The following is a 22,919-nucleotide window of genomic DNA, read 5'->3' on the forward strand; positions in this document are numbered from 1 at the left end:
CCCTCGGACTGCTCCAGGGTCTTGGCGAAGGTCTTGCTCTCGCGCCAGAAGTCGAGAACGGCGTGTTCGAGGGCGGGCAGGTCGACCTGGGCGGGTACCGGGCGGTACTGCGGCGGTGTGGTCATGAGGCTGAACTCTTCCTCCGGCGGGGTGTCACTTCCGTCCGGAGGGACGAGAGCCTTGCTGCTCCCGCGGTACCACCCTCCTTGGCCTCCGGACGGGTCCGGCGGCCCCCTCATTGGGGTGCGAAGCCGGTTCTACTCGCCGTTCCCGGATCCGTGGGGACCCGCGACGGCTTTCTTCCGGCGGCTCGGGGGTGATCCTTCGCATCGCGCTCGCCCCCGGGCTCTCACCGTCCCCGGGTCGCTCATGGCTGCGTACGGTGCTACTCGTCCCCGTCCATGCCTCTCGCTGGGCCCAGTGTACGGGGCAGGGGCGCGCTCGGCAGACCGGTTTACGGGGGGCGGGCGGGCGTTTCGGCGGGCTCCGGGGCGGGGCCGGGGGCCGGAGGCCGGGCGGGCGCGGCGTGACCCGGATGGGCCGATGCGCCGGTCCGGGAACCGGTGTGACGGGAGTGGCGGATTACCGGGCTTCCTGCTGGGCACAACGGATGCAGGTTGGCATCGACGGACGCGTGCCCCGTTGCCGCGAGGCCGGAGTCGATTTATCGTTCCGGCACGATTCGCGCGCAAGATCACAGTATGTGAAGGGGCCGCGGCCATGGTGGCGAAGAAGACAGCCGGGAGAACTGCCGAGAAGGCTGTCGCACAGGCCGCCCGGAAGACTTCTGCTGCCGCAGCGGCGGCGGAACCGGCAGCCGGAAAGGCCCCTGCCAGGAAGGCGGCGGCAGCCGTGAAGACGGCCGCCGGGAAGACCTCGGCCGAGAAGGCCCCGACCAGGAAGGCTCCGGCCGTGAACACGACGGCCGTGAAGAAGGCGGCCGCCAAGAAGGTGTCCGCCGAGAAGGCCTCGACCAGGAAGGCTCCGGCCGTGAACACGACGGCCGTGAAGAAGGCGGCCGCCAAGAAGGTGTCCGCCGAGAAGGCGACCGGCGTCGGGAAGACGACCGCGAGGAAGGCCACGGCCAAGGCGGCCGGGGCCGAGGGGGCGGCGCAGGCCGCGCAACAGACGGGAGCCCGGAAAGTGGTTGCCAAGAAGAGCACCGGCACGGCCAGGAAGACGGCTGCGGCCGCCACCAGCGGGCTGCCGAAGGCCAGGGTCACGGCCGGCCTGGTACCGGGCGAGCTGGCCGTACGGCCCGGCGAGGACCCCTGGACCCCGGCGGAGGTGGACGAGGCGCGTACCGAGCTCCAGAGCGAGGTGCTGCGGCTGCGCGCCGAGCTGCACGCCTCCGACGAGGCCATCTCGGGCCTGATGCGGGACTCCGGCGACGGCGCGGGCGACGACCAGGCCGACACGGGCACCAAGAACATCACCCGCGAGTCCGAGCTGGCCCTCGCCGCGAACGCCCGCGAGATGCTCGAACAGACCGAGCGGGCCCTGGACCGGCTGGACGCGGGCACGTACGGGCTCTGCGAGAACTGCGGCCGGCCCATCGGGAAGGCCAGGATGCAGGCCTTCCCGCGGGCGACGCTGTGCGTGGACTGCAAGCAGAAGCAGGAGCGTCGGCACTGAGGCGGCACGGGCCGGGCGGCGCGGCGGCAGGACCCTGACGTACTCTCGTGTCTGGTAAGGGTCCAGGAACCTGGCACGGCTGTGTCGGCGGCAACCTGGTTCGGGCTAGTCGAAGGACTCACGTGGCAGAGGCGGAGAGCATCATCGGTACGCCGGAGGTCGAGGGCGGCGCGCAGTCGGAGCCCGTCGAGCCCAAGGGGCGTCGGCGGATCGTCGCGCTGCTCGTCGTCGCGCTGCTCGCCTACCTGCTCGACTTCGGCAGCAAGATGCTGGTCGTCGCGAAGCTTGAGCACCAGCCGCCGATCCGGATCATCGGCGACCTGCTGAAGTTCGAGGCGATCCGCAACCCGGGCGCCGCGTTCGGCTTCGGCGAGGCCTTCACCATCATCTTCACCTGCATCGCGGCCACGGTGATCATCGTGATCGTGCGGCTGGCCCGGAAGCTCTACAGCCTTCCGTGGGCGATCGCACTGGGCCTGCTGCTCGGCGGTGCGCTGGGCAATCTCACCGACCGGATCTTCCGTTCTCCGGGCGTGTTCCGCGGGGCCGTCGTCGACTTCATCGCGCCCGCCCACTTCGCCGTCTTCAACCTGGCGGACTCGGCGATCGTGTGCGGCGGCATCCTGATCGTGCTGCTGTCGTTCAAGGGTCTGGACCCGGACGGTACGGTCCACAAGGACTGATCGCGGGAAAGCTCCGCTGCCGAGTCCTGCATACTCGACAGGTGAGTACGATTCCCGAGATCCGCACCCTGCCCGTTCCCGATGGCCTCGAAGGCGAGCGCGTCGACGCCGCCATCGCCCGTATGTTCGGTTTTTCCCGGACGAAGGCGGCCGAGCTCGCTGCCGCGGGGAAGGTGTCGGTCGACGGCAGCGTCGTCGGGAAGTCCGAGCGCGTGCACGGCGGCGCCTGGCTCGAAGTCGAGATGCCCGCGCCGCCGCGGCCGGTCGAGCTCGTCGCCGAGCCCGTCCCCGGCATGGAGATCGTCCATGACGACGACGACATCGTCGTCATCATGAAGCCGGTGGGCGTCGCCGCACACCCGAGCCCCGGCTGGAGCGGCACCACCGTCATCGGCGGCCTCGCCGCCGCCGGCTACCGGATCTCCACCTCCGGCGCGTCCGAGCGCCAGGGCATCGTGCACCGCCTCGACGTCGGCACGTCGGGCCTGATGGCCGTCGCCAAGTCGGAGCGCGCGTACACCTCGCTGAAGAACCAGTTCCGCGAGCGGGTCGTCGACAAGCGCTACCACGCGCTCGTCCAGGGCCACCCGGACCCGATGAGCGGCACCATCGACGCCCCGATCGGCCGCCACCCCAGCGCGGACTACAAGTGGGCCGTGACCCAGGAGGGCAAGCCCTCCGTCACCCACTACGACCTGATCGAGGCCTTCCGCGCGGCCTCGCTGCTCGACATCAAGCTGGAGACCGGGCGCACGCACCAGATCCGCGTGCACATGTCCGCGCACCGGCACCCGTGCGTGGGCGACCTCACGTACGGCGCCGACCCGACCGTCGCGAAGCGGCTGGGCCTGACCCGGCAGTGGCTGCATGCGGTGCGCCTCGGCTTCGAGCACCCCTCCGACGGCCAGTGGGTGGAGTTCGAGAGCAGCTACCCGGCGGACCTCCAGCACGCGCTGGACGTGATCCGGGCCGAGAGCGAGTGACCGCGGCCGCGGACTTCGAGGTCCGGGTCGCCGCCTCCGAGGCGGACATCGAGGCGTGCTTCGCGGTACGGACCGAGGTGTTCGTGGTCGAGCAGTCCGTGCCGGAGTCGATCGAGTACGACGCGTACGACGCGGGCGCGGTGCACGTGCTGGCCGTGGGACCCGACGGGGAGCCGCTGGGCACCGGCCGGCTGCTGCACGGGCCCGCGGCCCTGGGCAAGACGGGCGACCCGGCGGTCGGCTCGCTGGGGCGGCTGGCCGTCGCCAAGTCCGCGCGCGGGCTGGGCGTGGGCGTGGCCCTGGTCCGGGCGATCGAGGCGGAGGCCGTGCGGCTGGGCCTGTCCGCCGTGGACCTCGGGGCGCAGACGCATGCGCTCGGCTTCTACGCGGCACTGGGGTACACGGCCTACGGGCCGGAGTTCGAGGACGCGGGCATCCCGCACCGCGCGATGCGCCGCCGCCTGCCGTAGCCCTGGCCGGGCGGGGACCGGTGCCGCACGGTGGCGGGGCCTGCTGGCCCCAGCCACCGCGTCTCAAGCGCGGGCGGGGCCGGCATCGCCCCGGTACGGGCCCGCCCGGGCGGAGTACCGACACGCGGGCCCGGCCCCCAGACCGCGCAGCCCGGCGGCAGCGTTACGGCAGGGTGGGGGAGTGGATCAGCTTGCTCTGCTGTTCGTGCTGCTGCTCGGGGCCGTGGTCACCGTGCCGCTCGGGGACCGGCTCGGGCTGCCCGCGCCCGTCCTGATGACCATCGTCGGGGTCGTGCTCGCGCTGGTGCCGGTGGTGCCGGACATCGACATCCCGCCCGAGTACATCCTGCCGCTCCTGCTGCCCCCGCTGCTCTACGCCTCGGTGCAGCGCACCTCATGGCGCCAGTTCGCCGCCAACGTCCGGCCCATCCTCCTGCTCGCCGTGGCGCTCGTCTTCGTCACGACCGCCGCCGTCGCCGCCACCGCGCAGGCCGTCGTTCCCGGGCTGCCGATGGCGGCCGCGGTCGCGCTCGGTGCGCTCGTGGCCCCGCCCGACCCCATCGCCGCGACCGCCGTCGCCGGATCGCTCGGGCTGCCGCGCCGCATGGTGTCGATCCTGGAGGGCGAGGGCCTGTTCAACGACGTCACCGCGATCGTGCTCTACCACGTGGCCGTCGCCGCTGCCGTCAGCGGCGGTTTCTCCTGGCCGCACGCGCTGGGCGAGTTCGTGCTCTCCGCCGTGGTCGCCGTCGCCGTCGGTCTGCTCCTGGGCTGGGCTGCCAACGCGCTCATGGACCGGCTCGGCGACGCCACGCTCCAGATCGGGCTCACGCTGCTGGTGCCCTTCGTCTCGTACGTCGTCGCCGAGGAGCTCAAGGGCTCCGGGGTCCTCGCCGTCCTCACCACTGCCCTGTTCCTCGCCGAGTACGCCAACGACGCGGACGACGTGCTCGGGCGGCTCGCCGGGCACACCTTCTGGGAAGTCGTGGACACGCTGGTCACGGGGGTCGCCTTCGGGCTGATCGGGCTGGAGCTGCACAACGTGTTCGCCGTCGCGGGCGGCCGTGCGGGGGAGATGGCGGGGTGGGCGGCCGCCGTGATCGCGGTGGTGGTCGGCGTACGGCTGGTATGGCTGCTGCCGGCCGGGTGGCTGGCCAAGCGGCTGCACAAGCGGCGCGACTACGACGAGGAGATCCCGCTGAGCTGGCGGGAGAGCGTGGTGATGTGGTGGGCCGGGATGCGGGGGGTGGCCTCGGTGGCGCTGGCGCTGGCCATTCCGCTGAAGGTGGAGGGCGGGGCGCCGTTCCCCGGACGCGATCAGATCATCTTCATCGCCTTCGCCGTGATCATGGTGACGCTGGTGTGCCAGGGGCTGACGCTGCCCCGGCTGGTGCGCATGCTGGGCGTGGAGTCCGACGAGGACGCGGAGCGGGAGACGGAGCGGCAGCTGGCGATCCGCGCGGCGAAGGCCGCGAAGCGGCGGCTGAAGGAGATCGAGGAGGCGGAGGACCTCCCGGAGGACCTGATGGAGACGCTGTACCGGCGGGCGTACGACGTGGGGGCCAGGATCAGCCCCGACATGGTCGACGAGGAGCGGCGCGAGGCGTACGCGAAGCGGGTGGAACGGATCCGGGACGTCCAGCGGATCCAGCGGGAGATGATGTCGGCGGCCCGGCACGAGGTGCTGGCGGCACGGAGCGAGCCGGGGGCGGACCCCGAGATCGTGGACCGGGTCCTGCGCCACCTGGACGTCCGCAGCCTCCGCAGCACGTGACCGCGGCGCCGCCCCCGGGCGGTACGGGACCACGGGCCCGGCATAGCGGCCGAAGACCTGCTGTACGTCTTCGACCGGTTCTACCGGGCGGGGGCGGCCAGGGCCCTGCCGGGCTCGGGGCCGGGGCTCGCGATGGCCCGCCGGATCGCCCGGGCGCACGCCGCCGGGCTGGTCGCGGAGCCGGCCCCGGGCGACGGAGCCCTGTACCGCCTGACGTTCTGGGCGCAGCCGTCAGGATGCCCCCGGCCGGGCGTCGACGGCCGCGGTACGGGGCAGGGCGTGCGGGTGGTGTGCCAGCAGCCAGGTGAGCAGGCGTTCGCGGACCGCGCAGCGCAGGGTCCAGATGTCCGTGGCGTCCTTCGCCGTGACCACGGCCCGGACCAGGATCGTGTGCGGGGTCGTGTCGGTGACCGCCAGGCTGCCGGTCCGGCCGTCCCATTCCGGGATCTCCTCCAGGATCCGCCGGAGCTCCTCCCGCATCGGGTCCAGCGGTGCGCTGTGGTCCAGGTGCCAGAAGACCGTCCCGGTCATCTGCGCGCCGCCGCGCGACCAGTTCTCGTACGGCTTGCCTGTGAAATACGACACGGGCATCGTGATCCGGCGCTCGTCCCAGGTGCGGACCACCAGGAAGGTCAGGGTGATCTCCTCGACCGTGCCCCACTCCTTGTCCACGACCACCGTGTCGCCGATCCGCACCGTGTCGCCGAAGGCGATCTGCAGTCCGGCGAAGAGGTTGCCCAGCGAGGACTGGGCGGCGATGCCGGCCACGATGCCGAGCACGCCCGCCGATGCCAGCATCGAAGCGCCGACCGCCCGCATCGGCGGGAACGTCAGCAGCATGGCCGCCACCGCGACCACCACGACCACCGCCGTGACCACGCGGTGGATCAGCGTCACCTGGGTGCGGACCCGGCGCACCCGCGCGTCGTCCGGGTTCTGGGCGGCGTAGCGGGCGTACGAGGAGTCCACGACCGCCGTCGCGATGCGCACCAGCAGCCAGGACGCCGAGGCGATCAGGACGAGGGTCAGCGCGTGGCCCACGGCGGGCACGTACTCCGGCGAGATCCCGGCCCGGCGGTGGGATCCGTACAACAGCGCCGCGCACAGGACGAGCTGGAACGGCAGGCGGCAGTGGCGCAGCAGCCCCCACAGCGGGGTCTCGGTGTGCCGGGCGTCGGCGCGCCGCAGCAGGAGGTCCAGCAGCCACCCGGAAAGCAGGGTGACGACCAGGGAGCCGCCGATGACCGCGATCGGGCGCAGAACGGTGTCCGTGTCCATACACGTCAACGTAGCCGGAACAGGCCCCCGGGCCCCGCCCATCCGACGAATGGCACGATGGGGTGCATGAACATCATGCTCTTCCATTCGACGTACGGGCTGCGGCCCGCGGTGCACGCGGCGGCCGACCGGCTGCGCGCGGCCGGTCACCAGGTCCAGGTGCCGGATCTCTTCGAGGGGCGCACCTTCGAGACCGTCGAGGAGGGCATGGCGCACCAGGAGGAGGTCGGCCGCGACGAGCTGCTCAAGCGCGCGGTGCTGGCCTCCGCCCCCTACTCCGACCAGGGCCTGGTCTACGCCGGGTTCTCCTTCGGCGGCTCCGTCGCCCAGCACCTGGCCCTGGCCGACGAGAAGGCGCGCGGGCTGCTGCTCCTGCACGGGACGGCGGACCTGGAGGAGGACACCGCGGTGGACGAGCTGCCGGTGCAGCTGCACATCGCGGATCCGGACCCGTTCGAGACCCACGACTGGCTGACGGCGTGGTACCTGCGGATGCAGCGCGCGGGTGCGGACGTGGAGGTGCACCGTTACCCGGGCGCCGGGCACCTGTTCACGGATCCGGACCTCGACGACTACGACGCGCAGGCCGCGGAGCAGACCTGGGCGGCCGCGCTCGCCTTCCTGGACAGCCTGTAGGCGGTAACGGGAAAGACGATGAGGGGCAGGGCACGACATCGTGCCCTGCCCCTCATCGTCCGGTCGGTGCTCAGGCGCGGTACGCGCTCCACATGCTCTTCATACGGGCCACCTGGCCCGCGGTGAACTGGTACATGCAGGAGTCGTACGTGTAGTCCATGAAGTTGTGGATCGGGTCGACGCCCGTCTTGTTGGTGCAGCTGTCACGGCCGGTCGGGCACTCGAACGCGGCGCTCTTCTCGGCGGGGGTGTCGGCGACGGAGTCGCCGCTGCCCGAGCAGCCGCCCTGGAAGGTGTGGTAGAGGCCCATCCAGTGGCCGACCTCGTGGGTGCCGGTGTCGCCCTCGTTGTAGTTGGCGGCGGAGCCGCCCGGCAGCGAGGTGTTGAGGATGACCACGCCGTCCATCTTGGGCTGCGAGGCGTAGGAGCTCGGGAAGGTCGCCCAGCCGAGCAGGCCGCCGCCGAGGTTCGCGGTGTAGAGGTTGAGCGCGTTCGCGCCGCCCTTGCGCAGGGCGTTCTTCATGTCCTTCTCGGCCTGGGTGCCGTCCGAGACGTTGTACCAGGCGTCGTTGTCGGTGTAGTCGGTGGAGACCAGCGAGAACTGGTAGCCCGAGTCGACGTTGCCGGTGCCCTTGCCGCTGTAGGCGGCGTTGAGGACCGCGATCTGGTTGTTGACGTCCGTGGCGGTCAGCTTGCCGGCGGAGCCGGAGGTGATGACGTGGACGTAGACCGGGATGGTCGTCGCGGCGGTGACCTCGGCGGCGCGCATCTGGCGCTGCGGGCCCAGCTCGGCGCCCTTCTTGGCCAGGTCGGCGTCCATGGCCTTGACCTGGGCGTCCGTCACCTCGTTGGGGTCGGCCGCGTGGTGGTCCTGCGGGCGGGCGACACGGGCGTTTGCGGAGGTGCCGGCGTCGGCACAGGCCTCGGAACCGGACTTGGCGGCTGCGGCCACGGTCGTGGGGGCCGTGAGCGGGGCGAACGCCAGGGTTCCGGCCAGGACGGCCGTACCCATGAGGCGGCGGCGGAGCATGGGGGATATGCGGGCAGAGGCGCGCACGTGGACTCCTCGCGAAGCGTGGTGGGGGGTGAGGGATTTCCTCACGCTGGCGCGAAGCTTATGTGTCCATGTCATGTACTTAGCAAGCCCTGTAAGTAAAAGATTTGTTGCTTCTGGGCCGGAAGGGGGGCCTGGTCCCCGCCAGGCCCCCCTTCGCACAACAGAATTGACGGATCGTCAGCCGACCGGCTGGTACGCCCTCTCCACCTTCTGCGTGCCGTTCGGCGTGCGGTACGAGCGGGCCCACGCGGCCGTCGCGGCCGGATTCCGCTTGTCGGACACGACGTAGTAGTCCATCTGTGAGCGCTCGGCCGTCACGTCCAGCACCCCGTAGCCGTGTGCGTCCATGTCCAGCCACTTCACGTGCCAGTTGGCGGCCTTGATCGCCGATTCCGCTACGAGCGACACGGTGTCCGCCGGGACGTGCAGGATGTCGTCGATGTTGTCGGAGGTCACCGACGTCACCACGAACTCGGTGGCCGCCGTTCCAGACCCCGGGTACGTCGCCATGTCCATCGGGACGTCGTTCGCCCACGCCATGTGGATGTCGCCCGTCAGGAAGACCGTGTTCTTGATCTTCCGGTCCTTGAGGTGGTTCAGGAGCTCCTTGCGGTCGTCCGTGTAGCCGTCCCACTGGTCCACGTTGATCGCGATGCCGCCCTCGGGCAGGCCCAGCAGCTTCGCCAGCGGCGCCAGCAGGTGCGCGGGCAGCGAGGCGAAGGCCACCGGTGAGATCATCACCGAAGTCCCGACCAGCTGCCAGGTCGCGTTCGAGTTCGACAGCCCCGACTTGAGCCAGTCCAGCTGGGCGCGGCCGGTGATGGTGCGCTCCGGGTCGTCCACCGCACCGCTGCCGATCTTTGCCTGCTGGGAGCGGAAGGTCCGCAGGTCCAGCAGGTGCAGGTGGGCGAGCGTGCCGAAGCGCAGCCGCCGGTAGACGGTGCCGGCGGTGGAGGTGCGGACGGGCATCCACTCGAAGTACGCCTGCTTGGCGGCGGCCGCGCGGGCCGCCCAGTCGCCCTCGGTCCCCGGCGTGTGGTTCTCCGCCCCGCCCGACCAGGCGTCGTTGGCGAACTCGTGGTCGTCCCATATCGCGACGATCGGGTGCACGGCGTGCATCGCCTGGAGGTCGGCGTCGGTCTTGTACTTGCCGTGCCGGGTCCGGTAGTCGGCGAGGGTCAGGATCTCGTGCCGCGGCTCGTGCGGGCGCACCACGTACTTCGCCTCGGGGTAGGCCCCGTTCGCGTACTCGTAGATGTAGTCGCCGAGGTGCAGGATCGCGTGCAGGTCGGTGCGGGCGGCCAGGTGGCGGTACGCCGAGAAGTAGCCGGACTCCCAGTTGGCGCAGGAGACCACGCCGAAGCGGACCCCAGGCGTCGTCGCGTCGTGTCCGGGGGCGGTCAGGGTGCGCGCGACCGGGGAAACGGCGGCGCCGGCGGTGAACCGGTAGAAGTACGGGGTCTGCGGCCGCAGTCCGCGCACGTCGGCCTTGACGGTGTGGTCGGAGGCGGCGGTGGCGGTGACGGAGCCGCTCGCGACGATCCGGGAGAAGGCCTTGTCCTCGGCCACTTCCCAGGCCACCTCGGTGGCGGGGCCGACGCCGGAGCCGGGCACGGACTCGGGGGTCGGGGTGACGCGGGTCCACAGGAGGATCCCGTCGGGCAGCGGGTCACCGGAGGCGACGCCGTGCAGGAAGGCGGGTCCGTTCGAGGCCGCCGACGCGGAGGAGATGCCCAGGGCGGCCGTCGCGAAGGGCGCGAGGGCGGCCGTGGCCGCAGCGGCCTTGACGACCGTACGGCGGCGCGGGGTTGCCGCAGTGGGGGAGGGGAGATGACTGGTCACGGGCGATCATATTACTGATGGGTATAACCGCCGGTACACCCCTTACAAAGCAACGGGCAGGCGAACTCTGGGAGTTCGCCTGCCCGTCCTCGGGTCCGGTGGGACCGGTCAGCCCGCGATGGCCTTGTCGATCGCGGCCGTGAAGGATTCCGGCGTCATCTGCTGGATCTCGACCTTCTTGCCGTCCATCTTCAGCGTGGGGGTGCCCGTGACCCCGCTCTTGTCGAAGACCTTCGACATCTCGATCGCCCAGCGGTTGTACGTGCCGTCCTCGACGGCCTTCTTGAACTCGGCGTTGCCCTTGAGGGCCGGCACTCCGTCCGCGATCTTCAGCAGGTAGTCGTCCTTGCTGAACTTGTCGTCCTTCTCGTCCGGGTGGTTGTCCTTGGAGTACAGCGCCGACTTGTAGTCGAGGAACGCCTCGGGGCTGACGTTCAGGGCCGCACCCAGCGCGCTCAGGGCGTTCTTCGAGCCGCTGCCGCTGAAGGCCTTGTCGAGGAAGGTCGCTCCGACGTACTGGATCTTGTACTTGCCCGCGTCGACGTCCTTCTTGATCTGCGGGCCGACCCCCTGCTCGAACGTCGAGCAGATCGGGCAGCGTGCGTCCTCGTAGAGTTCGAGGGTCTTCTTGGCGTCGGCCTTGCCTATGACGACGGTGGTGCCGTTGTCGCCCGTGGTGTTCTTCGGGGCGACCAGCGTGGCCTTGGTGGCCTTGTCCCACTCGCCCGGCTGGTTGGCCTTCACGACCGCGTAGCCGATGCCGCCGGCCAGCGCGAGGACGGCGACGACGGCGCCGGCCACCAGTACCTGGCGGCGCGCCTTGTCCTTCTTGGCCTGCTTCTCGCGCTCGGCGCGCAGCCGGTCGCGGGCCGCCGCCTTGTTCGCCTGGCTGTTGCGTGAACTCATGGTGATCTCCGTGGGGTGTGACACAAAAAAGGGGGATGCCGTACGGGTGTCAGGCGCAGACGAGCGCGCCGCGTACGGGAGGTCCCCGGCGTCCCACGGAGTGGACGGGGAAGCGGGTGCGGGCCCCCGCGCCCGGAAGGGCCGGGCGCAGCGCCCGCCGCACCGGGCCGACGGCCACCGCCGCCGAGGCCGCCGCCAGCAGCAGCGGCCGGAACGTGAAAGCGGCCACCGCGCGCAGCAGCTGGCCCAGCGCCCGCTCGCCGTACCGCAGCCAGGCCGCGGCGGACAGCCCGACCGAGACGTGTGCGGCGAGCAGCAGCCACGGGGTCCAGGGTCCGGGCGAGGCCAGCAGGGCCACCGCGCCGGGGACGGGCCCGGGCACCTCGGCCAGCGGCCCGCCCAGCGGCGCGCCGCCGCACAGCCCGTCCAGGCCCAGTGCGTGCAGCGGCCCGGCGACGGGTCCGCCGGCCGGGCCGTAGCAGACGTGCTGCCCGGCGGTGAAGACCGTGTCGGCGGCCAGCTCCAGCGGAACCAGCAGCCCGGCGATGGCGCCGAAGCCGCGTTCGCGGCCCGCCAGCGCGTACGCGGTCAGGAACACGCCGGCGAAGGCCCCGGCCGCCAGTGCGGGCGGCAGCGGAACCCGGGACATCAGGACGTGCGAGCCGGCCGAGAGCAGCACGACGAGTGCGCTGAACAGCGCGGCCCGCAGCCCTCGGAGTCCTGCCCTGGATATGTCCATCGCCGCGAGTCTGCCACGGGTCCCTGTGAAAACGGGTCCCCGGTCTGCGGCCGCCCGCCCTTAAGGCCTGATCCGGCCGTTGCGGAACAGGTCCACGAAGATCTGGTGGTCGGCGCGCGCCCGGGCCCCGTACGCGTGCGCGAAGTCGACCAGGAGCTCCGCGAAGCCCTCCTCGTCGGCGGCGATGGCCGCGTCGATGGCCCGCTCGGTGGAGAAGGGGACCAGCGTGTGCCCGCTCTCGGCCTCGTCGGCCGCCGCGTGCATGGTCGCCGTCGCCCGGCCCAGGTCCGCGACGACGGCCGCGATCTCCTCCGGGTCGTCCAGATCGGACCAGTCCAGGTCCACCGCGTACGGGGAGACCTCGGCCACCAGCTGGCCGGAGCCGTCCAGCTCGGTCCAGCCCAGCCACGGATCGGCGTGCGCCTGGAGGGCGCGCTGCGAGATCACCGTGCGGTGCCCCTCGTGCCGGAAGTAGTCCCGCACGGCCCGGTCGGTGATGTGCCGGGACACCGCGGGGGTCTGTGCCTGCTTGAGGTAGATCACGACGTCGTTCTCCAGGGCGTCGCTGTGCCCCTCCAGCAGGATGTTGTACGAGGGCAGGCCGGCCGAGCCGATCCCGACGCCCCGGCGGCCCACCACGTCCTTGACCCGGTAGGAGTCCGGACGGACCAGGGACTCGTCGGGCAGGGTCTCCAGGTACCCGTCGAAGGCGGCGAGCACCTTGTAGCGGGTGGCCGCGTCCAGCTCGATCGAGCCGCCGCCGGAGGTGAAGCGGCGCTCGTAGTCCCGGATCTCGGTCATCGAGTCCAGCAGCGAGAAGCGGGTGCGGGAGCGGGCCGAGCGCAGGGCCGTCAGCAGCGGGCCCTCGGCGGTGTCCAGGGTGAAGGAGGGCACCTCCTCGTGCTTGGCCCCCGTGGCCAAGGCGTGGATGCGCTCCCGGTAGGCACGCGCGTACGTCCGGACCAGCTCGCTGATCTGCTCGTCGCTGAGCGCCTTGGTGTAGCCGATCAGGGCGACGGAGGCCGCGAACCGCTTGAGGTCCCAGGTGAAGGGGCCGACGTACGCCTCGTCGAAGTCGTTGACGTTGAAGACCAGCCGGCCGTTGGAGTCCATGTAGGTGCCGAAGTTCTCGGCGTGCAGATCGCCGTGGATCCACACCCGGCCGGTCCGCTCGTCCAGGTAGGGCCCGCCGTGCCGGTCCCGCTCCAGGTCGGCGTAGAAGAGGCAGGCCGTGCCCCGGTAGAAGGCGAAGGCCGAGGCCGCCATCTTCCGGAATTTGACCTGGAAGGCGGCGGGATCGGCGGCGAGGAGCTCACCGAAGGCGGTGTCGAACACGTCGAGTATCTGCTCGGCGCGCTGCTCGTTCGTCGTCTCGGGAACCGCCATGGCGGGGCCTCCTGGTGGCGCGGGTTGCTCGTGCTTTTGATCATGCAGGGTCGGACAGGTGTCCTTGGGCCTGCAACGGATGAAGGTACCGGTCGGTGCCCCGGTTGTGTCATTCCGCCGACGTAGACTTCGAGGCTGCCCCCCTCGTTCCCTCCGGAGGTCTGCCACCGTGACCAAGCAGCCGTTCACGCACCTGCACGTCCACACCCAGTACTCGCTGCTGGACGGTGCCGCGCGGCTCAAGGACATGTTCAACGCGTGCAATGAGATGGGCATGACGCACATCGCCATGTCCGACCACGGCAACCTGCACGGGGCGTACGACTTCTTTCACACTGCACAGAAGGCCGGGATCACCCCGATCATCGGCATCGAGGCATATGTCGCACCCGAGTCCCGGCGCAACAAACGCCGCATCCAGTGGGGCCAGCCCCACCAGAAGCGGGACGACGTGTCCGGTTCCGGTGGCTACACCCACAAGACGATCTGGGCTGCGAACGCCACGGGCCTGCACAACCTCTTCCGGCTGTCCTCCGACGCGTACGCCGAGGGCTGGCTCACCAAGTGGCCGCGCATGGACAAGGAGACCATCGGCAAGTGGTCCGAGGGGCTGATCGCCTCCACCGGCTGCCCCTCCGGCGAGCTGCAGACCCGGCTGCGGCTCGGCCAGTTCGACGAGGCCCTGAAGTCGGCCTCCGAGTACCAGGACATCTTCGGCAAGGACCGGTACTTCCTGGAGCTGATGGACCACGGCATCGAGATCGAGCGCCGGGTCCGCGACGGGCTGCTGGAGATCGGCAAGAAGCTCGGCATCCCGCCACTGGTGACGAACGACTCGCACTACACCTACGCGAGCGAGGCCGGCGCCCACGACGCCCTGCTCTGCATCCAGACCGGCAAGAACCTCTCGGACCCGGACCGCTTCCGCTTCGACGGCTCCGGCTACTACCTGAAGTCCACGGACGAGATGTACGCCATCGACTCCTCGGACGCCTGGCAGGAGGGCTGCGCCAACACGAAGCTGGTCGCGGACCAGATCGACACCGAGGGCATGTTCAAGTTCCGGAACCTGATGCCGAAGTTCGACATCCCGGACGGCCACACCGAGGTCAGCTGGTTCCGCGAGGAGACCATGCGCGGCATGCACCGCCGCTACCCCGGGGGCATCCCGGACGACCGCATGAAGCAGGCCGAGTACGAGATGGACACGATCATCTCGATGGGCTTCCCCGGCTACTTCCTCGTCGTCGCCGACTTCATCATGTGGGCCAAGAACCAGGGCATTGCGGTGGGCCCGGGCCGAGGCTCCGCGGCCGGCTCGATCGTCGCGTACGCCATGGGCATCACCGACCTCGACCCGCTCACCCACGGCCTGATCTTCGAGCGCTTCCTGAACCCCGAGCGCGTCTCCATGCCCGACGTCGACATCGACTTCGACGAGCGCCGGCGCGTCGAGGTGATCCGGTACGTGACCGAGAAGTACGGCGCCGACAAGGTCGCCATGATCGGCACCTACGGCACCATCAAGGCCAAGAACGCGATCAAGGACTCCGCGCGCGTGCTGGGCTACCCGTACGCCATGGGCGACCGCCTCACCAAGGCCATGCCCGCCGACGTCCTCGGCAAGGGCATCCCGCTCTCCGGCATCCTCGACTCCTCGCACCCCCGCTACGGCGAGGCCGGCGAGATCCGCGGGATGTACGAGAACGAGCCGGACGTGAAGAAGGTCATCGACACCGCCCGCGGTGTGGAGGGCCTGGTCCGCCAGATGGGCGTGCACGCCGCCGGCGTGATCATGTCCAGCGAGACGATCACCGACCACGTGCCCGTCTGGGTGCGGCACACCGACGGCGTCACCATCACCCAGTGGGACTACCCGAGCTGCGAGTCGCTCGGCCTGCTGAAGATGGACTTCCTCGGCCTGCGCAACCTCACGATCATGGACGACGCCGTCAAGATGGTGAAGGCCAACAAGGGGATCGACATCGATCTCCTGGCCCTCCCGCTCGACGACCCCAAGACCTTCGAACTGCTCGGCCGCGGCGACACCCTCGGCGTCTTCCAGTTCGACGGCGGGCCCATGCGCTCCCTGCTGCGCCTGATGAAGCCCGACAACTTCGAGGACATCTCCGCCGTCTCGGCCCTGTACCGGCCGGGCCCGATGGGCATGAACTCGCACACGAACTACGCGCTGCGCAAGAACAAGCAGCAGGAGATCACCCCGATCCACCCGGATCTGGAGAAGCCGCTCGAAGAGGTGCTCGCGGTCACCTACGGCCTGATCGTGTACCAGGAGCAGGTGCAGAAGGCCGCCCAGATCATCGCCGGGTACTCGCTCGGCGAGGCCGACATCCTGCGCCGCGTGATGGGCAAGAAGAAGCCCGAGGAGCTGGCGAAGAACTTCACCATCTTCCAGGAGGGCGCCCGCAAGAACGGCTACACCGACCAGGCCATCCAGGCCCTGTGGGACGTCCTGGTCCCCTTCGCCGGCTACGCCTTCAACAAGGCGCACTCGGCCGCGTACGGACTGGTCTCGTACTGGACGGCGTACCTCAAGGCGAACTTCCCGGCCGAGTACATGGCCGGCCTGCTCACCTCGGTCAAGGACGACAAGGACAAGTCCGCGATCTACCTGAACGAGTGCCGGCGCATGGGCATCAAGGTGCTCCCGCCGAACGTGAACGAGTCCGAGCCGAACTTCGCCGCCCAGGGCGACGACGTGATCCTCTTCGGCCTCACCGCCGTCCGCAACGTCGGCCAGAACGTCGTCGAGTCGATCATCAAGACCAGGAAGGCCAAGGGGAAGTACTCCACGTTCCCCGACTTCCTGGACAAGGTCGAGGCCGTCGTGTGCAACAAGCGCACCGTCGAGTCGCTGATCAAGGCCGGCGCCTTCGACGAGATGGGCCACACCCGCAAGGGCCTGGTCGCCCACCACGAACCGATGATCGACAACGTGGTCGCGGTCAAGCGCAAGGAGGCCGAGGGCCAGTTCGACCTCTTCGGCGGAATGGGTGACGAGGGCGCGAGCGACGAGCCCGGCTTCGGGCTCGACGTCGAGTTCTCCGACGTCGAGTGGGAGAAGTCCTACCTGCTCGCCCAGGAGCGCGAGATGCTCGGCCTCTACGTCTCCGACCACCCGCTCTTCGGCCTGGAGCACGTGCTCTCCGACAAGACCGACGCCGGCATCTCCCAGCTGACCGGCGGCGAGCACTCCGACGGCGCCGTCGTCACCATCGGCGGCATCATCTCGGGCCTCCAGCGCAAGATGACCAAGCAGGGCAACGCCTGGGCCATCGCCACCGTCGAGGACCTCGCCGGCTCCATCGAGTGCATGTTCTTCCCCGCGACGTACCAGCTCGTCTCCACCCAGCTGGTCGAGGACACCGTCGTCTTCGTCAAGGGCCGCCTCGACAAGCGCGAGGACGTCCCCCGGCTGGTCGCCATGGAGATGATGGTCCCCGACCTCTCCTCGGCCGGGACGAACGCCCCCGTCGTCCTCACCATCCCGACCGTCAAGGTCACTCCTCCGATGGTCACCCGGCTGGGCGAGATCCTGCGCCACCACAAGGGCAACACCGAGGTCCGGATCAAGCTCCAGGGGCCGCGGACCACCACCGTGCTGCGCCTCGACCGGCACCGGGTCCAGCCCGACCCCGCGCTCTTCGGCGACCTGAAGGTCCTCCTCGGGCCGTCCTGCCTGGCCGGATGACACAGGCCGCACCGGCCTCCGTACGCCGCCGCACGTGAAGAAGGGCGCGCCCAGAGCTCTGGGCGCGCCCTCGTGCGCGGTGCTCGCGGAGGCGTCAGTTATGGCCGAATTTCTTCTGCTTGCCCTTGCGGGCCATGTCCATCGGACTCGGGCTGCCGCCCGAGGGCTCGGACACGGACTCCGCCGAACTCTTCGAGGGAGCCTGCGACGACGACCGGGCCTGCTGCTTCTGCTCGTGCTGACGGTTCTTGTTCTTGGCCATGGTGGAGCCTCCGTGAGGGTTTAGGGGCCAGGACCGCCTTCACCCTCACACGACACCGCAAACCGCGCATTTTGGATCTTTGCTGCGCGTAGCCGGGACCCCGTGCGCACACACCGCCGGATCCGCCACGCCGATGATCGAGTTCCGGCCGTCAACACCCTTGCGGTCGGGCAGACTCGGGGAACCCGCGACAAACAGAGGGATCCCCAGGGAAGAGGGTGGTACGCGTGGACCGCTGCGTCGTCCTGGTGGACGCCGGCTATCTGCTGGGCGCCGCCGCCAGCCTTCTCGCAGGGGAGCCCTCCCGCTCCCGCATCACCGTCGACCATGCCGCCCTCATCCAGGGCCTGCGCGAGCGGGCCGAGGCCGACACCGAGCAGCCCCTGCTGCGCATCTACTGGTTCGACGGCGCACCCGACCGGGTGCCCCAGCCCGAGCACCGGCGGCTGCGCGTCATGTCCCGCGTCACCGTCCGCCTCGGCGCCCTGACCCGCAGCGACGGCCGCTGGGCGCAGAAGGGCGTGGACGCCGCCATGCACGCCGAACTCACCGAGCTGGCCCGTAACCGGGCCTGTTCCGACGTCGTACTCGTCACGGGTGACGGCGACCTGCTGCCCGGCCTCATGTCCGCCAAGGAACACGGGGTCGCCGTCCACCTGTGGGCCGTCCAGGCCGCCGACGGCGACTACAACCAGTCCGAGGACCTCGTCGCCGAGGCAGACGAGCGACGCGTCCTGGACCGGGCCTGGATCACCCGGGCCGTCCGCGCCAAGGACCTCGCCGGACTGTGCGCACCGCCCCCCGCGCCGCGCCCCGAGATCGCCGCGATCCTCTCCGCCCCGCTGCCCGAGGCGGCCCTCGCCGAGGCCGCCCGCAGCGCCGGCGGGGGCGGCGGCGCGACCCCGGCCCCGGCCGAGCCCGAGGCGGGCGGCGCCCCCGTGCCGGCGCCCGCCGCCGGGGGCAAGACCGTACCCACGCCCAAGGACCTCGCCGGCTCGCTGCGCACCCCCGGCCCGCAGCCCGGCCCCCCGGGCGGCCACGGCAGCGCCCAGCCCCCGGCCGGCAGCGCCCTGCGCTGGTCCTCCGACAAGGGCTGGATCGACCGGGCCGGACCGCTGGGGGAACCCGCCGAGACCGCCTCGCTGCCCACCCTCGCCCAGCTCACCAGCGCCGAACAGCGCTGGGCGGACCGCGAGGAGGACATCACCACAGTCGGCGGCGACCCCTTCGAGGTCGGCCAGGTGTTCGCCAGGCGCTGGATGGAACGCCTCCCCGAAAGCGTCCACCTGCAGAAGCTCGCCACGATGTACCCGCGGATCCCGCACCGCATCGACGGGGAGCTGCTGCGCTACGCGGCCCGGTTCGGGCTGCTCGCGCACAAGGACGACCAGATCGACGAGCACGACCGCTACGCCATCCGGGCCGGTTTCTGGCGGGAGATCGACGTCCGCGCGGCCGCCGAGCACGTGGCCGGTGCACCCTCCGCCGTGCCCGCGGGGCCGGCCGCCCCGGCGGCCGAGTAGAGGGGTCGGGGGCACCTCCCGGCGGCGGCCGGCCGAAAGCCGCGTAGGCTGCTCCCTCGTGAGTACGGGCACAGCATCAGCACAACCGAGCACGGCAGTCGCCGCGGACGCGGCTTCAGACGTGGTCTGCACGGTGCGTGACCTGGTCAAGACGTACCCCGCGGTACGGGGCCGGCGCGGAGCCCCCGCCCTGCCCGAGACCCGGGCCACCGACGGGATCTCCCTGGACGTCCGGCGTGGTGAGATCTTCGGCCTGCTCGGCCCCAACGGCGCCGGCAAGTCCACCCTGGTCCGGCAGCTCACCGGCCTGATGCGGCCCGACTCGGGCGCCGTGACCCTGCTCGGCCACGACCTCGTACGCCACCCCGAGCGGGCGGCCCGGCTGCTCGCCTACCTGGGGCAGGAGTCCACCGCCCTCGACGAGCTCACGGTGGCGCTGGCCGCCGAGACCACGGCCCGGCTGCGCGGGCTCGGCGTACGGGCGGCGCGGGCCGAGCGGGACGCCGTACTGGAGGAACTCGGGCTCACCGAGATCGCCGGGCGGCCCCTCAAGAAGCTTTCCGGAGGGCAGCGCCGCCTCGCCTGCTTCGCCGCCTCGCTGGTGGGGGAGCGGCCGGTGCTGGTCCTCGACGAGCCCACCACCGGCATGGACCCCGTGGCCCGGCGGGCCGTGTGGGCGGCCGTGGACCGGCGGCGCACCCGGCACGGGGCCACCGTCCTGCTCGTCACCCACAACGTCATCGAGGCCGAGACCGTCCTGGACCGGGTCGCCGTCATCGACCAGGGCCGGGTCATCGCCTGCGACACCCCGGCCGGTCTGAAGGCCCGGGTCTCCGGCGAGGTCCGGCTGGAGCTGGTGTGGCGCACCGCGCCGCCGCTGGAGGTACCGGAGGTCGCCGCGCTCGCACCGGCCGCAGCCGGGGCCGGACGCCGCTGGGTGCTGCGGCTCGCGCCCGACGAGGCGCGCGCCGCGGTGGCCGCCGTGACCGGCGGGCCGGCCTTCGCCGCCCTCGACGACTTCACGCTGGCGACCCCGAGCCTGGAGGACGTCTATCTCGCGCTGGGCGGGCGTACGTCGAAGGGTCTGGTGAAGTCGTGACTGCTGCCACCGTGGCTGTGCTGGCCCCCCGGGCCCGGCTCTTCCCGTCGCTGGCCGCCGTGTACCGGGCGCAGCTGTCCCGGGCCCGGGTGTCGCGGATCCCGCTGCTGTTCGTGGCCACCTTCCAGTCCGTCGGGATCATGATCCTGATGCGGGGCGTGGTGGACGGCGGCTCGGAGGCCCGGGCCGTGGTCGCGGGCTCGTCCGTGCTGGTCGTCGCGTTCGTCGCGCTGAACCTGCTCGCGCAGTACTTCGGGCAGCTGCGGGCCGGCGGGGGTCTGGACCACTACGCCACGCTGCCCGTGCCGCCCGCCTCGGTGGTGCTCGGCGCGGCCGCCGCGTACGCCTCCTTCACCCTGCCGGGCACGCTGGTGACGGCGGTGTTCGGATGCCTGCTGTTCGGGCTGCCGCTGGGCGGGCTGTGGATCCTGGCCGCGGTCGTACCGCTGGCCGGAGCCGCGCTGGCCGGACTGGGCGCCGCGCTCGGGCTGCTGGCACCGCGGCAGGAGCTGGCCACGCTGGCCGGACAGCTCGGCATGTCGGCGGCGCTGCTGCTGGGGGTGCTGCCACCGGAGCGGATGCCGGACATGATCGTCTGGGCGCGGGACCTGCTGCCGTCCACGTACGGGGTGGAGGCCTTCGCACGGACCTTCGCACCGCATCCGGACTGGGCGGCGGTCGTGCTGGACCTCGGAGTGTGCGGGGCCGTCGGGGTCCTCTCACTGGCCGTCGCGACGTGGGCCTACCGGCGGGCGGCAGTCCGCTGACGCCGACGCCGTCGGCACCTGGCACGATGTGGGGGTGACCGAAGCCGTGACCACGCCGTCCCCGTTCGAACCGCCGCAGCCGCCGGAGAAGCCGGGCGGCTCCGCCGGGGGCATCACCGCGGGGGACATCCGCGACGGGGCCGCCGTGGCCCTGCTGACCGGGGTGGCCGGTGTGCTGCTCGGACTGCTGTGGGCATGGCTGGCGCCCAAGGCGCAGTATGTCTCGAACGGTGAGGCCGTCTTCCTGCGCAACACCGAGAGCGAGGCCCGGATAGGGGCCGACGGGACGTTCTTCCTGCTGTCGCTGGGGTTCGGCGTGCTGAGCGCGGTCCTCGTCTTCCTGTGGCGCCGCCGGGGCGGGGTCCCGCTCGTCGTCGGCCTGGTACTCGGATCCGCCTTCGCCTCGCTGCTGGGGTGGCGGCTGGGGCTGTGGCTGGGACCGTCGTCGGACGTGGCCGCCGCCGCGCTGAAGGCGGGCAAGGGGGTGCCGTTCGACGCGCCGCTGCAGCTGCTGGCGCACGGGGCGCTGCTGGTCTGGCCGATGGTCGCCGTGGCCGTCCACCTGGGCCTGACGGCCCTGTGGTCCCCGTACGACCAGGATCCGGCCGACGAGCAGGCCTGGCAGGGCGTGTACCCGCCGCCCCACGTCCACGCGGAGCCGTCGGACCGGCCGGACCGGTCGCCCGCGTCAGGTCCGTCGGACTCCGAGCCCCCGCGGCCCTGACCGTCAGGCGGGCCGGGCCGGGCCGGGACCGCTGCGCGGAGGCTTCCTCCCCGCCCCGCCCTTCCACCGTTTCCGCCTCAACGCCGGCGGGGCTGCGATGCAGCCCCGCCGGCGTTGGTCACGGCCGGGCGATCGGGGCCAGGGTGGCCGACGTCAGGGTCGTCAGGGTGGCGGGCGGAAGCTCGACCTCCAGGCCGCGGCGGCCGGCCGAGACACAGATCGTGGCGTGGTCCTGCGCCGACGCGTCCAGCACCGTCCGCAGCCGCTTGCGCTGCCCCAGCGGGGAGATGCCGCCCAGGACGTAGCCCGTGGTGCGCTCCGCCAGCGCCGGGTCTGCCATGACCGCCCGCTTGGCGCCCACCGCGGCGGCGAGGGCCTTCAGGTCCAGGCTGCCCGACACCGGGACCACCGCCACCGTCAGGACGCCGTCCACGTCCGCGACCAGCGTCTTGAAGACCCGGTCCGGGGAGACCCCCATGGCCTGCGCCGCCTCCTCGCCGTAGGAGGGGTGCGCCGGGTCGTGCTCGTACGCGTGCACCGTGAACGCGGCCTGTGCGGACGTGAGCGCCGCGATCGCCGGGGTGCCGGCCGGAGCCTTCTTCTTCGCCATCGGTCCTTCGCCGTCGTTCCGTGCCGTCGCTGCTGTGCCGTCTCTGATGTGCCGTACGTCCCTGCCGTACGTCCCTGCCGTCAGTTCGGGCTGGTCGGCGCCCGCGTCAGGTCGACCGCCGGGAGCGACGGGAGGTGGCGGATGACCGCCGTCTCCGAACGCAGCAGTTTCAGCTCCTCCGCGAGCCGGGTCGCCGTGTCCGGTGCCTGGAGCAGCCGCTGCTTCGCCGGGATGTCCAGCACGGCCGCCGCCGCCACCAGGTACGAGACCACCGACGGCTCGTCCGGCAGGTCCGGGCTCGACGCCAGGGACCGCTCACGGGCTCCGGCCAGCCGCTTCTGGTAGTTCCGGAAAGCCCGCAGGACCCCCTCCGCCAGCACGCCCGCGCCGTCTCCCGCGTCCTCCGGAAGCTCCTCCAGCTCCGCCACCAGGTACGGACCGGAGGTGTCCACCGACAGCAGCCGGACCCGCGCCGTACCGGTGGCGAGGACCTCGAAGCTGCCGTCCTCCCGCTCCCGGATCGTCGCCGCGTCCGCGATGCAGCCCACCCGGTGGAAGGCCTGGACGGGGTCCGGTCCGAAGCCCGCCGTCGGGCCCCGCTCGGGCAGGGCCGTCTGGTCCGGCAGCCCGGGCGCGGTCGGCGCGACCTCGCGGCCGTCGCGGATCGCGACGACCGCGAAGCGGCGCGGCTCTTCGTCGCCCGTCTTCAGCAGCTCGCGCATCATGGCGCGATAACGCTCCTCGAAGACGTTCAGCGGGAGGACGAGTCCCGGGAACAGCACCGAGTTCAGCGGGAAGAGGGGCAGGCGAACGGAGGTCACGAGGCACAGGGT

At 71.5% G+C, this 22,919-nt stretch carries 20 protein-coding genes and 1 pseudogene; 12 read left to right on the top strand and 9 right to left on the bottom strand.

All coding sequences use genetic code 11. From position 1 onward, the window contains the following. The first annotated feature begins 852 nt into the window (after nt 1-852). The 6 genes and pseudogenes from ABTY04_RS06295 to ABTY04_RS41090 form a co-directional block, all read left to right on the top strand. Complete coding sequence (locus tag ABTY04_RS06295; RefSeq protein WP_352212166.1) at nt 853-1,635, top strand: TraR/DksA family transcriptional regulator; 783 nt, start codon at nt 853-855, stop codon at nt 1,633-1,635. A 122-nt stretch (nt 1,636-1,757) separates the two neighbouring features. Further along, entirely contained in the window at nt 1,758-2,318 is a 561-nt protein-coding gene (lspA, locus tag ABTY04_RS06300; RefSeq protein ID WP_352212167.1) for a signal peptidase II, read from the top strand. A 41-nt stretch (nt 2,319-2,359) separates the two neighbouring features. After that, on the top strand, nt 2,360-3,301 hold the full coding sequence (locus tag ABTY04_RS06305; RefSeq protein WP_352212168.1) for an RluA family pseudouridine synthase: 942 nt from the start codon (nt 2,360-2,362) through the stop codon (nt 3,299-3,301). Continuing rightward, the gene (locus ABTY04_RS06310) at nt 3,298-3,771 is read left to right on the top strand and encodes a GNAT family N-acetyltransferase (RefSeq protein ID WP_352212169.1); all 474 of its coding nucleotides are present in this window, start codon (nt 3,298-3,300) and stop codon (nt 3,769-3,771) included. Before ABTY04_RS06305 ends, ABTY04_RS06310 begins: the two co-directional genes overlap by 4 nt. Nucleotides 3,772-3,952: 181 nt before the next feature. Then, complete coding sequence (locus tag ABTY04_RS06315; RefSeq protein ID WP_352212170.1) at nt 3,953-5,545, top strand: Na+/H+ antiporter; 1,593 nt, start codon at nt 3,953-3,955, stop codon at nt 5,543-5,545. 60 nt (nt 5,546-5,605) lie between these two features. Next, nucleotides 5,606-5,704: pseudogene (locus ABTY04_RS41090) on the top strand (hypothetical protein); the annotation flags it as partial. 72 nt (nt 5,705-5,776) lie between these two features. Here the strand turns inward: ABTY04_RS41090 and ABTY04_RS06325 are convergent. Further along, nucleotides 5,777-6,823: a mechanosensitive ion channel family protein gene (locus ABTY04_RS06325; protein WP_352212171.1), complete on the bottom strand. Its 1,047-nt coding sequence runs from the start codon at nt 6,821-6,823 to the stop codon at nt 5,777-5,779. A gap of 57 nt (nt 6,824-6,880) precedes the next feature. Between ABTY04_RS06325 and ABTY04_RS06330 the strand changes: the two genes are divergently transcribed. Then, complete coding sequence (locus ABTY04_RS06330) at nt 6,881-7,459, top strand: dienelactone hydrolase family protein (RefSeq protein ID WP_352212172.1); 579 nt, start codon at nt 6,881-6,883, stop codon at nt 7,457-7,459. Nucleotides 7,460-7,529: 70 nt separating this feature from the next. Here ABTY04_RS06330 and ABTY04_RS06335 read toward each other — a convergent pair whose 3' ends face one another. The 5 genes from ABTY04_RS06335 to ABTY04_RS06355 form a co-directional block, all read right to left on the bottom strand. Next, nucleotides 7,530-8,471: a zinc metalloprotease gene (locus ABTY04_RS06335; protein WP_352212407.1), complete on the bottom strand. Its 942-nt coding sequence runs from the start codon at nt 8,469-8,471 to the stop codon at nt 7,530-7,532. Between the two features lie 222 nt (nt 8,472-8,693). Further along, nucleotides 8,694-10,358, bottom strand: coding sequence for an alkaline phosphatase D family protein (locus ABTY04_RS06340; RefSeq protein ID WP_352212173.1), 1,665 nt, complete (start codon nt 10,356-10,358; stop codon nt 8,694-8,696). A 108-nt stretch (nt 10,359-10,466) separates the two neighbouring features. Continuing rightward, the gene (locus ABTY04_RS06345; protein ID WP_352212174.1) at nt 10,467-11,264 is read right to left on the bottom strand and encodes a thioredoxin domain-containing protein; all 798 of its coding nucleotides are present in this window, start codon (nt 11,262-11,264) and stop codon (nt 10,467-10,469) included. A gap of 49 nt (nt 11,265-11,313) precedes the next feature. Then, nucleotides 11,314-12,003: a hypothetical protein gene (locus ABTY04_RS06350; RefSeq protein ID WP_352212175.1), complete on the bottom strand. Its 690-nt coding sequence runs from the start codon at nt 12,001-12,003 to the stop codon at nt 11,314-11,316. Nucleotides 12,004-12,063: 60 nt separating this feature from the next. Beyond that, nucleotides 12,064-13,389: a DUF2252 domain-containing protein gene (locus ABTY04_RS06355; RefSeq protein ID WP_352212176.1), complete on the bottom strand. Its 1,326-nt coding sequence runs from the start codon at nt 13,387-13,389 to the stop codon at nt 12,064-12,066. A gap of 169 nt (nt 13,390-13,558) precedes the next feature. On the opposite strand from ABTY04_RS06355, the gene dnaE reads away from it, so the two are divergent. Next, on the top strand, nt 13,559-17,101 hold the full coding sequence (gene dnaE, locus ABTY04_RS06360) for a DNA polymerase III subunit alpha (RefSeq protein ID WP_352212177.1): 3,543 nt from the start codon (nt 13,559-13,561) through the stop codon (nt 17,099-17,101). A 94-nt stretch (nt 17,102-17,195) separates the two neighbouring features. Here the strand turns inward: dnaE and ABTY04_RS06365 are convergent, their stop codons facing one another. Next, nucleotides 17,196-17,363, bottom strand: coding sequence for a hypothetical protein (locus ABTY04_RS06365; protein WP_352212178.1), 168 nt, complete (start codon nt 17,361-17,363; stop codon nt 17,196-17,198). A gap of 218 nt (nt 17,364-17,581) precedes the next feature. On the opposite strand from ABTY04_RS06365, the gene ABTY04_RS06370 reads away from it, so the two are divergent. Genes ABTY04_RS06370 through ABTY04_RS06385 form a run of 4 tightly spaced genes read left to right on the top strand, consistent with a single transcriptional unit; the run spans nt 17,582 to nt 21,476 of the window. Further along, nucleotides 17,582-18,886, top strand: coding sequence for an NYN domain-containing protein (locus ABTY04_RS06370; RefSeq protein ID WP_352212179.1), 1,305 nt, complete (start codon nt 17,582-17,584; stop codon nt 18,884-18,886). 58 nt (nt 18,887-18,944) lie between these two features. Beyond that, on the top strand, nt 18,945-19,985 hold the full coding sequence (locus tag ABTY04_RS06375) for an ABC transporter ATP-binding protein (RefSeq protein WP_502996566.1): 1,041 nt from the start codon (nt 18,945-18,947) through the stop codon (nt 19,983-19,985). Beyond that, nucleotides 19,982-20,752: an ABC transporter permease gene (locus ABTY04_RS06380; protein WP_352212180.1), complete on the top strand. Its 771-nt coding sequence runs from the start codon at nt 19,982-19,984 to the stop codon at nt 20,750-20,752. Before ABTY04_RS06375 ends, ABTY04_RS06380 begins: the two co-directional genes overlap by 4 nt. A 34-nt stretch (nt 20,753-20,786) precedes the next feature. Further along, nucleotides 20,787-21,476 (top strand): hypothetical protein, encoded by a 690-nt coding sequence (locus ABTY04_RS06385; RefSeq protein WP_352212181.1) that lies wholly within the window; start codon nt 20,787-20,789, stop codon nt 21,474-21,476. Nucleotides 21,477-21,594: 118 nt separating this feature from the next. Here the strand turns inward: ABTY04_RS06385 and ybaK are convergent, their stop codons facing one another. Both ybaK and ABTY04_RS06395 read right to left on the bottom strand, forming a co-directional pair. Continuing rightward, nucleotides 21,595-22,086, bottom strand: a complete 492-nt coding sequence (gene ybaK / locus ABTY04_RS06390) for a Cys-tRNA(Pro) deacylase (RefSeq protein ID WP_352212182.1) — start codon at nt 22,084-22,086, stop codon at nt 21,595-21,597. 80 nt (nt 22,087-22,166) lie between these two features. Further along, complete coding sequence (locus tag ABTY04_RS06395) at nt 22,167-22,907, bottom strand: LON peptidase substrate-binding domain-containing protein (RefSeq protein ID WP_352212183.1); 741 nt, start codon at nt 22,905-22,907, stop codon at nt 22,167-22,169. Between the last annotated feature and the right edge of the window lie 12 nt (nt 22,908-22,919).

Origin of the sequence: Streptomyces sp. NPDC097981, from assembly GCF_040302565.1 — a bacterium.
GTDB lineage: Bacteria > Actinomycetota > Actinomycetes > Streptomycetales > Streptomycetaceae > Streptomyces.

Excerpts from the sequence above, each read along its gene's own strand:
- ABTY04_RS06355 (WP_352212176.1), bottom strand. The coding sequence starts at position 13,389 with ATGGCGGTTCCCGAGACGACGAACGAGCAGCGCGCCGAGCAGATACTC.
- ABTY04_RS06365 (WP_352212178.1), bottom strand. The coding sequence starts at position 17,363 with ATGGCCAAGAACAAGAACCGTCAGCACGAGCAGAAGCAGCAGGCCCGG.
- ABTY04_RS06350 (WP_352212175.1), bottom strand. The coding sequence starts at position 12,003 with ATGGACATATCCAGGGCAGGACTCCGAGGGCTGCGGGCCGCGCTGTTC.
- ABTY04_RS06335 (WP_352212407.1), bottom strand. The coding sequence starts at position 8,471 with ATGGGTACGGCCGTCCTGGCCGGAACCCTGGCGTTCGCCCCGCTCACG.
- ABTY04_RS06325 (WP_352212171.1), bottom strand. The coding sequence starts at position 6,823 with ATGGACACGGACACCGTTCTGCGCCCGATCGCGGTCATCGGCGGCTCC.
- ybaK (WP_352212182.1), bottom strand. The coding sequence starts at position 22,086 with ATGGCGAAGAAGAAGGCTCCGGCCGGCACCCCGGCGATCGCGGCGCTC.
- ABTY04_RS06330 (WP_352212172.1), top strand. The coding sequence starts at position 6,881 with ATGGGGTGCATGAACATCATGCTCTTCCATTCGACGTACGGGCTGCGG.
- ABTY04_RS06345 (WP_352212174.1), bottom strand. The coding sequence starts at position 11,264 with ATGAGTTCACGCAACAGCCAGGCGAACAAGGCGGCGGCCCGCGACCGG.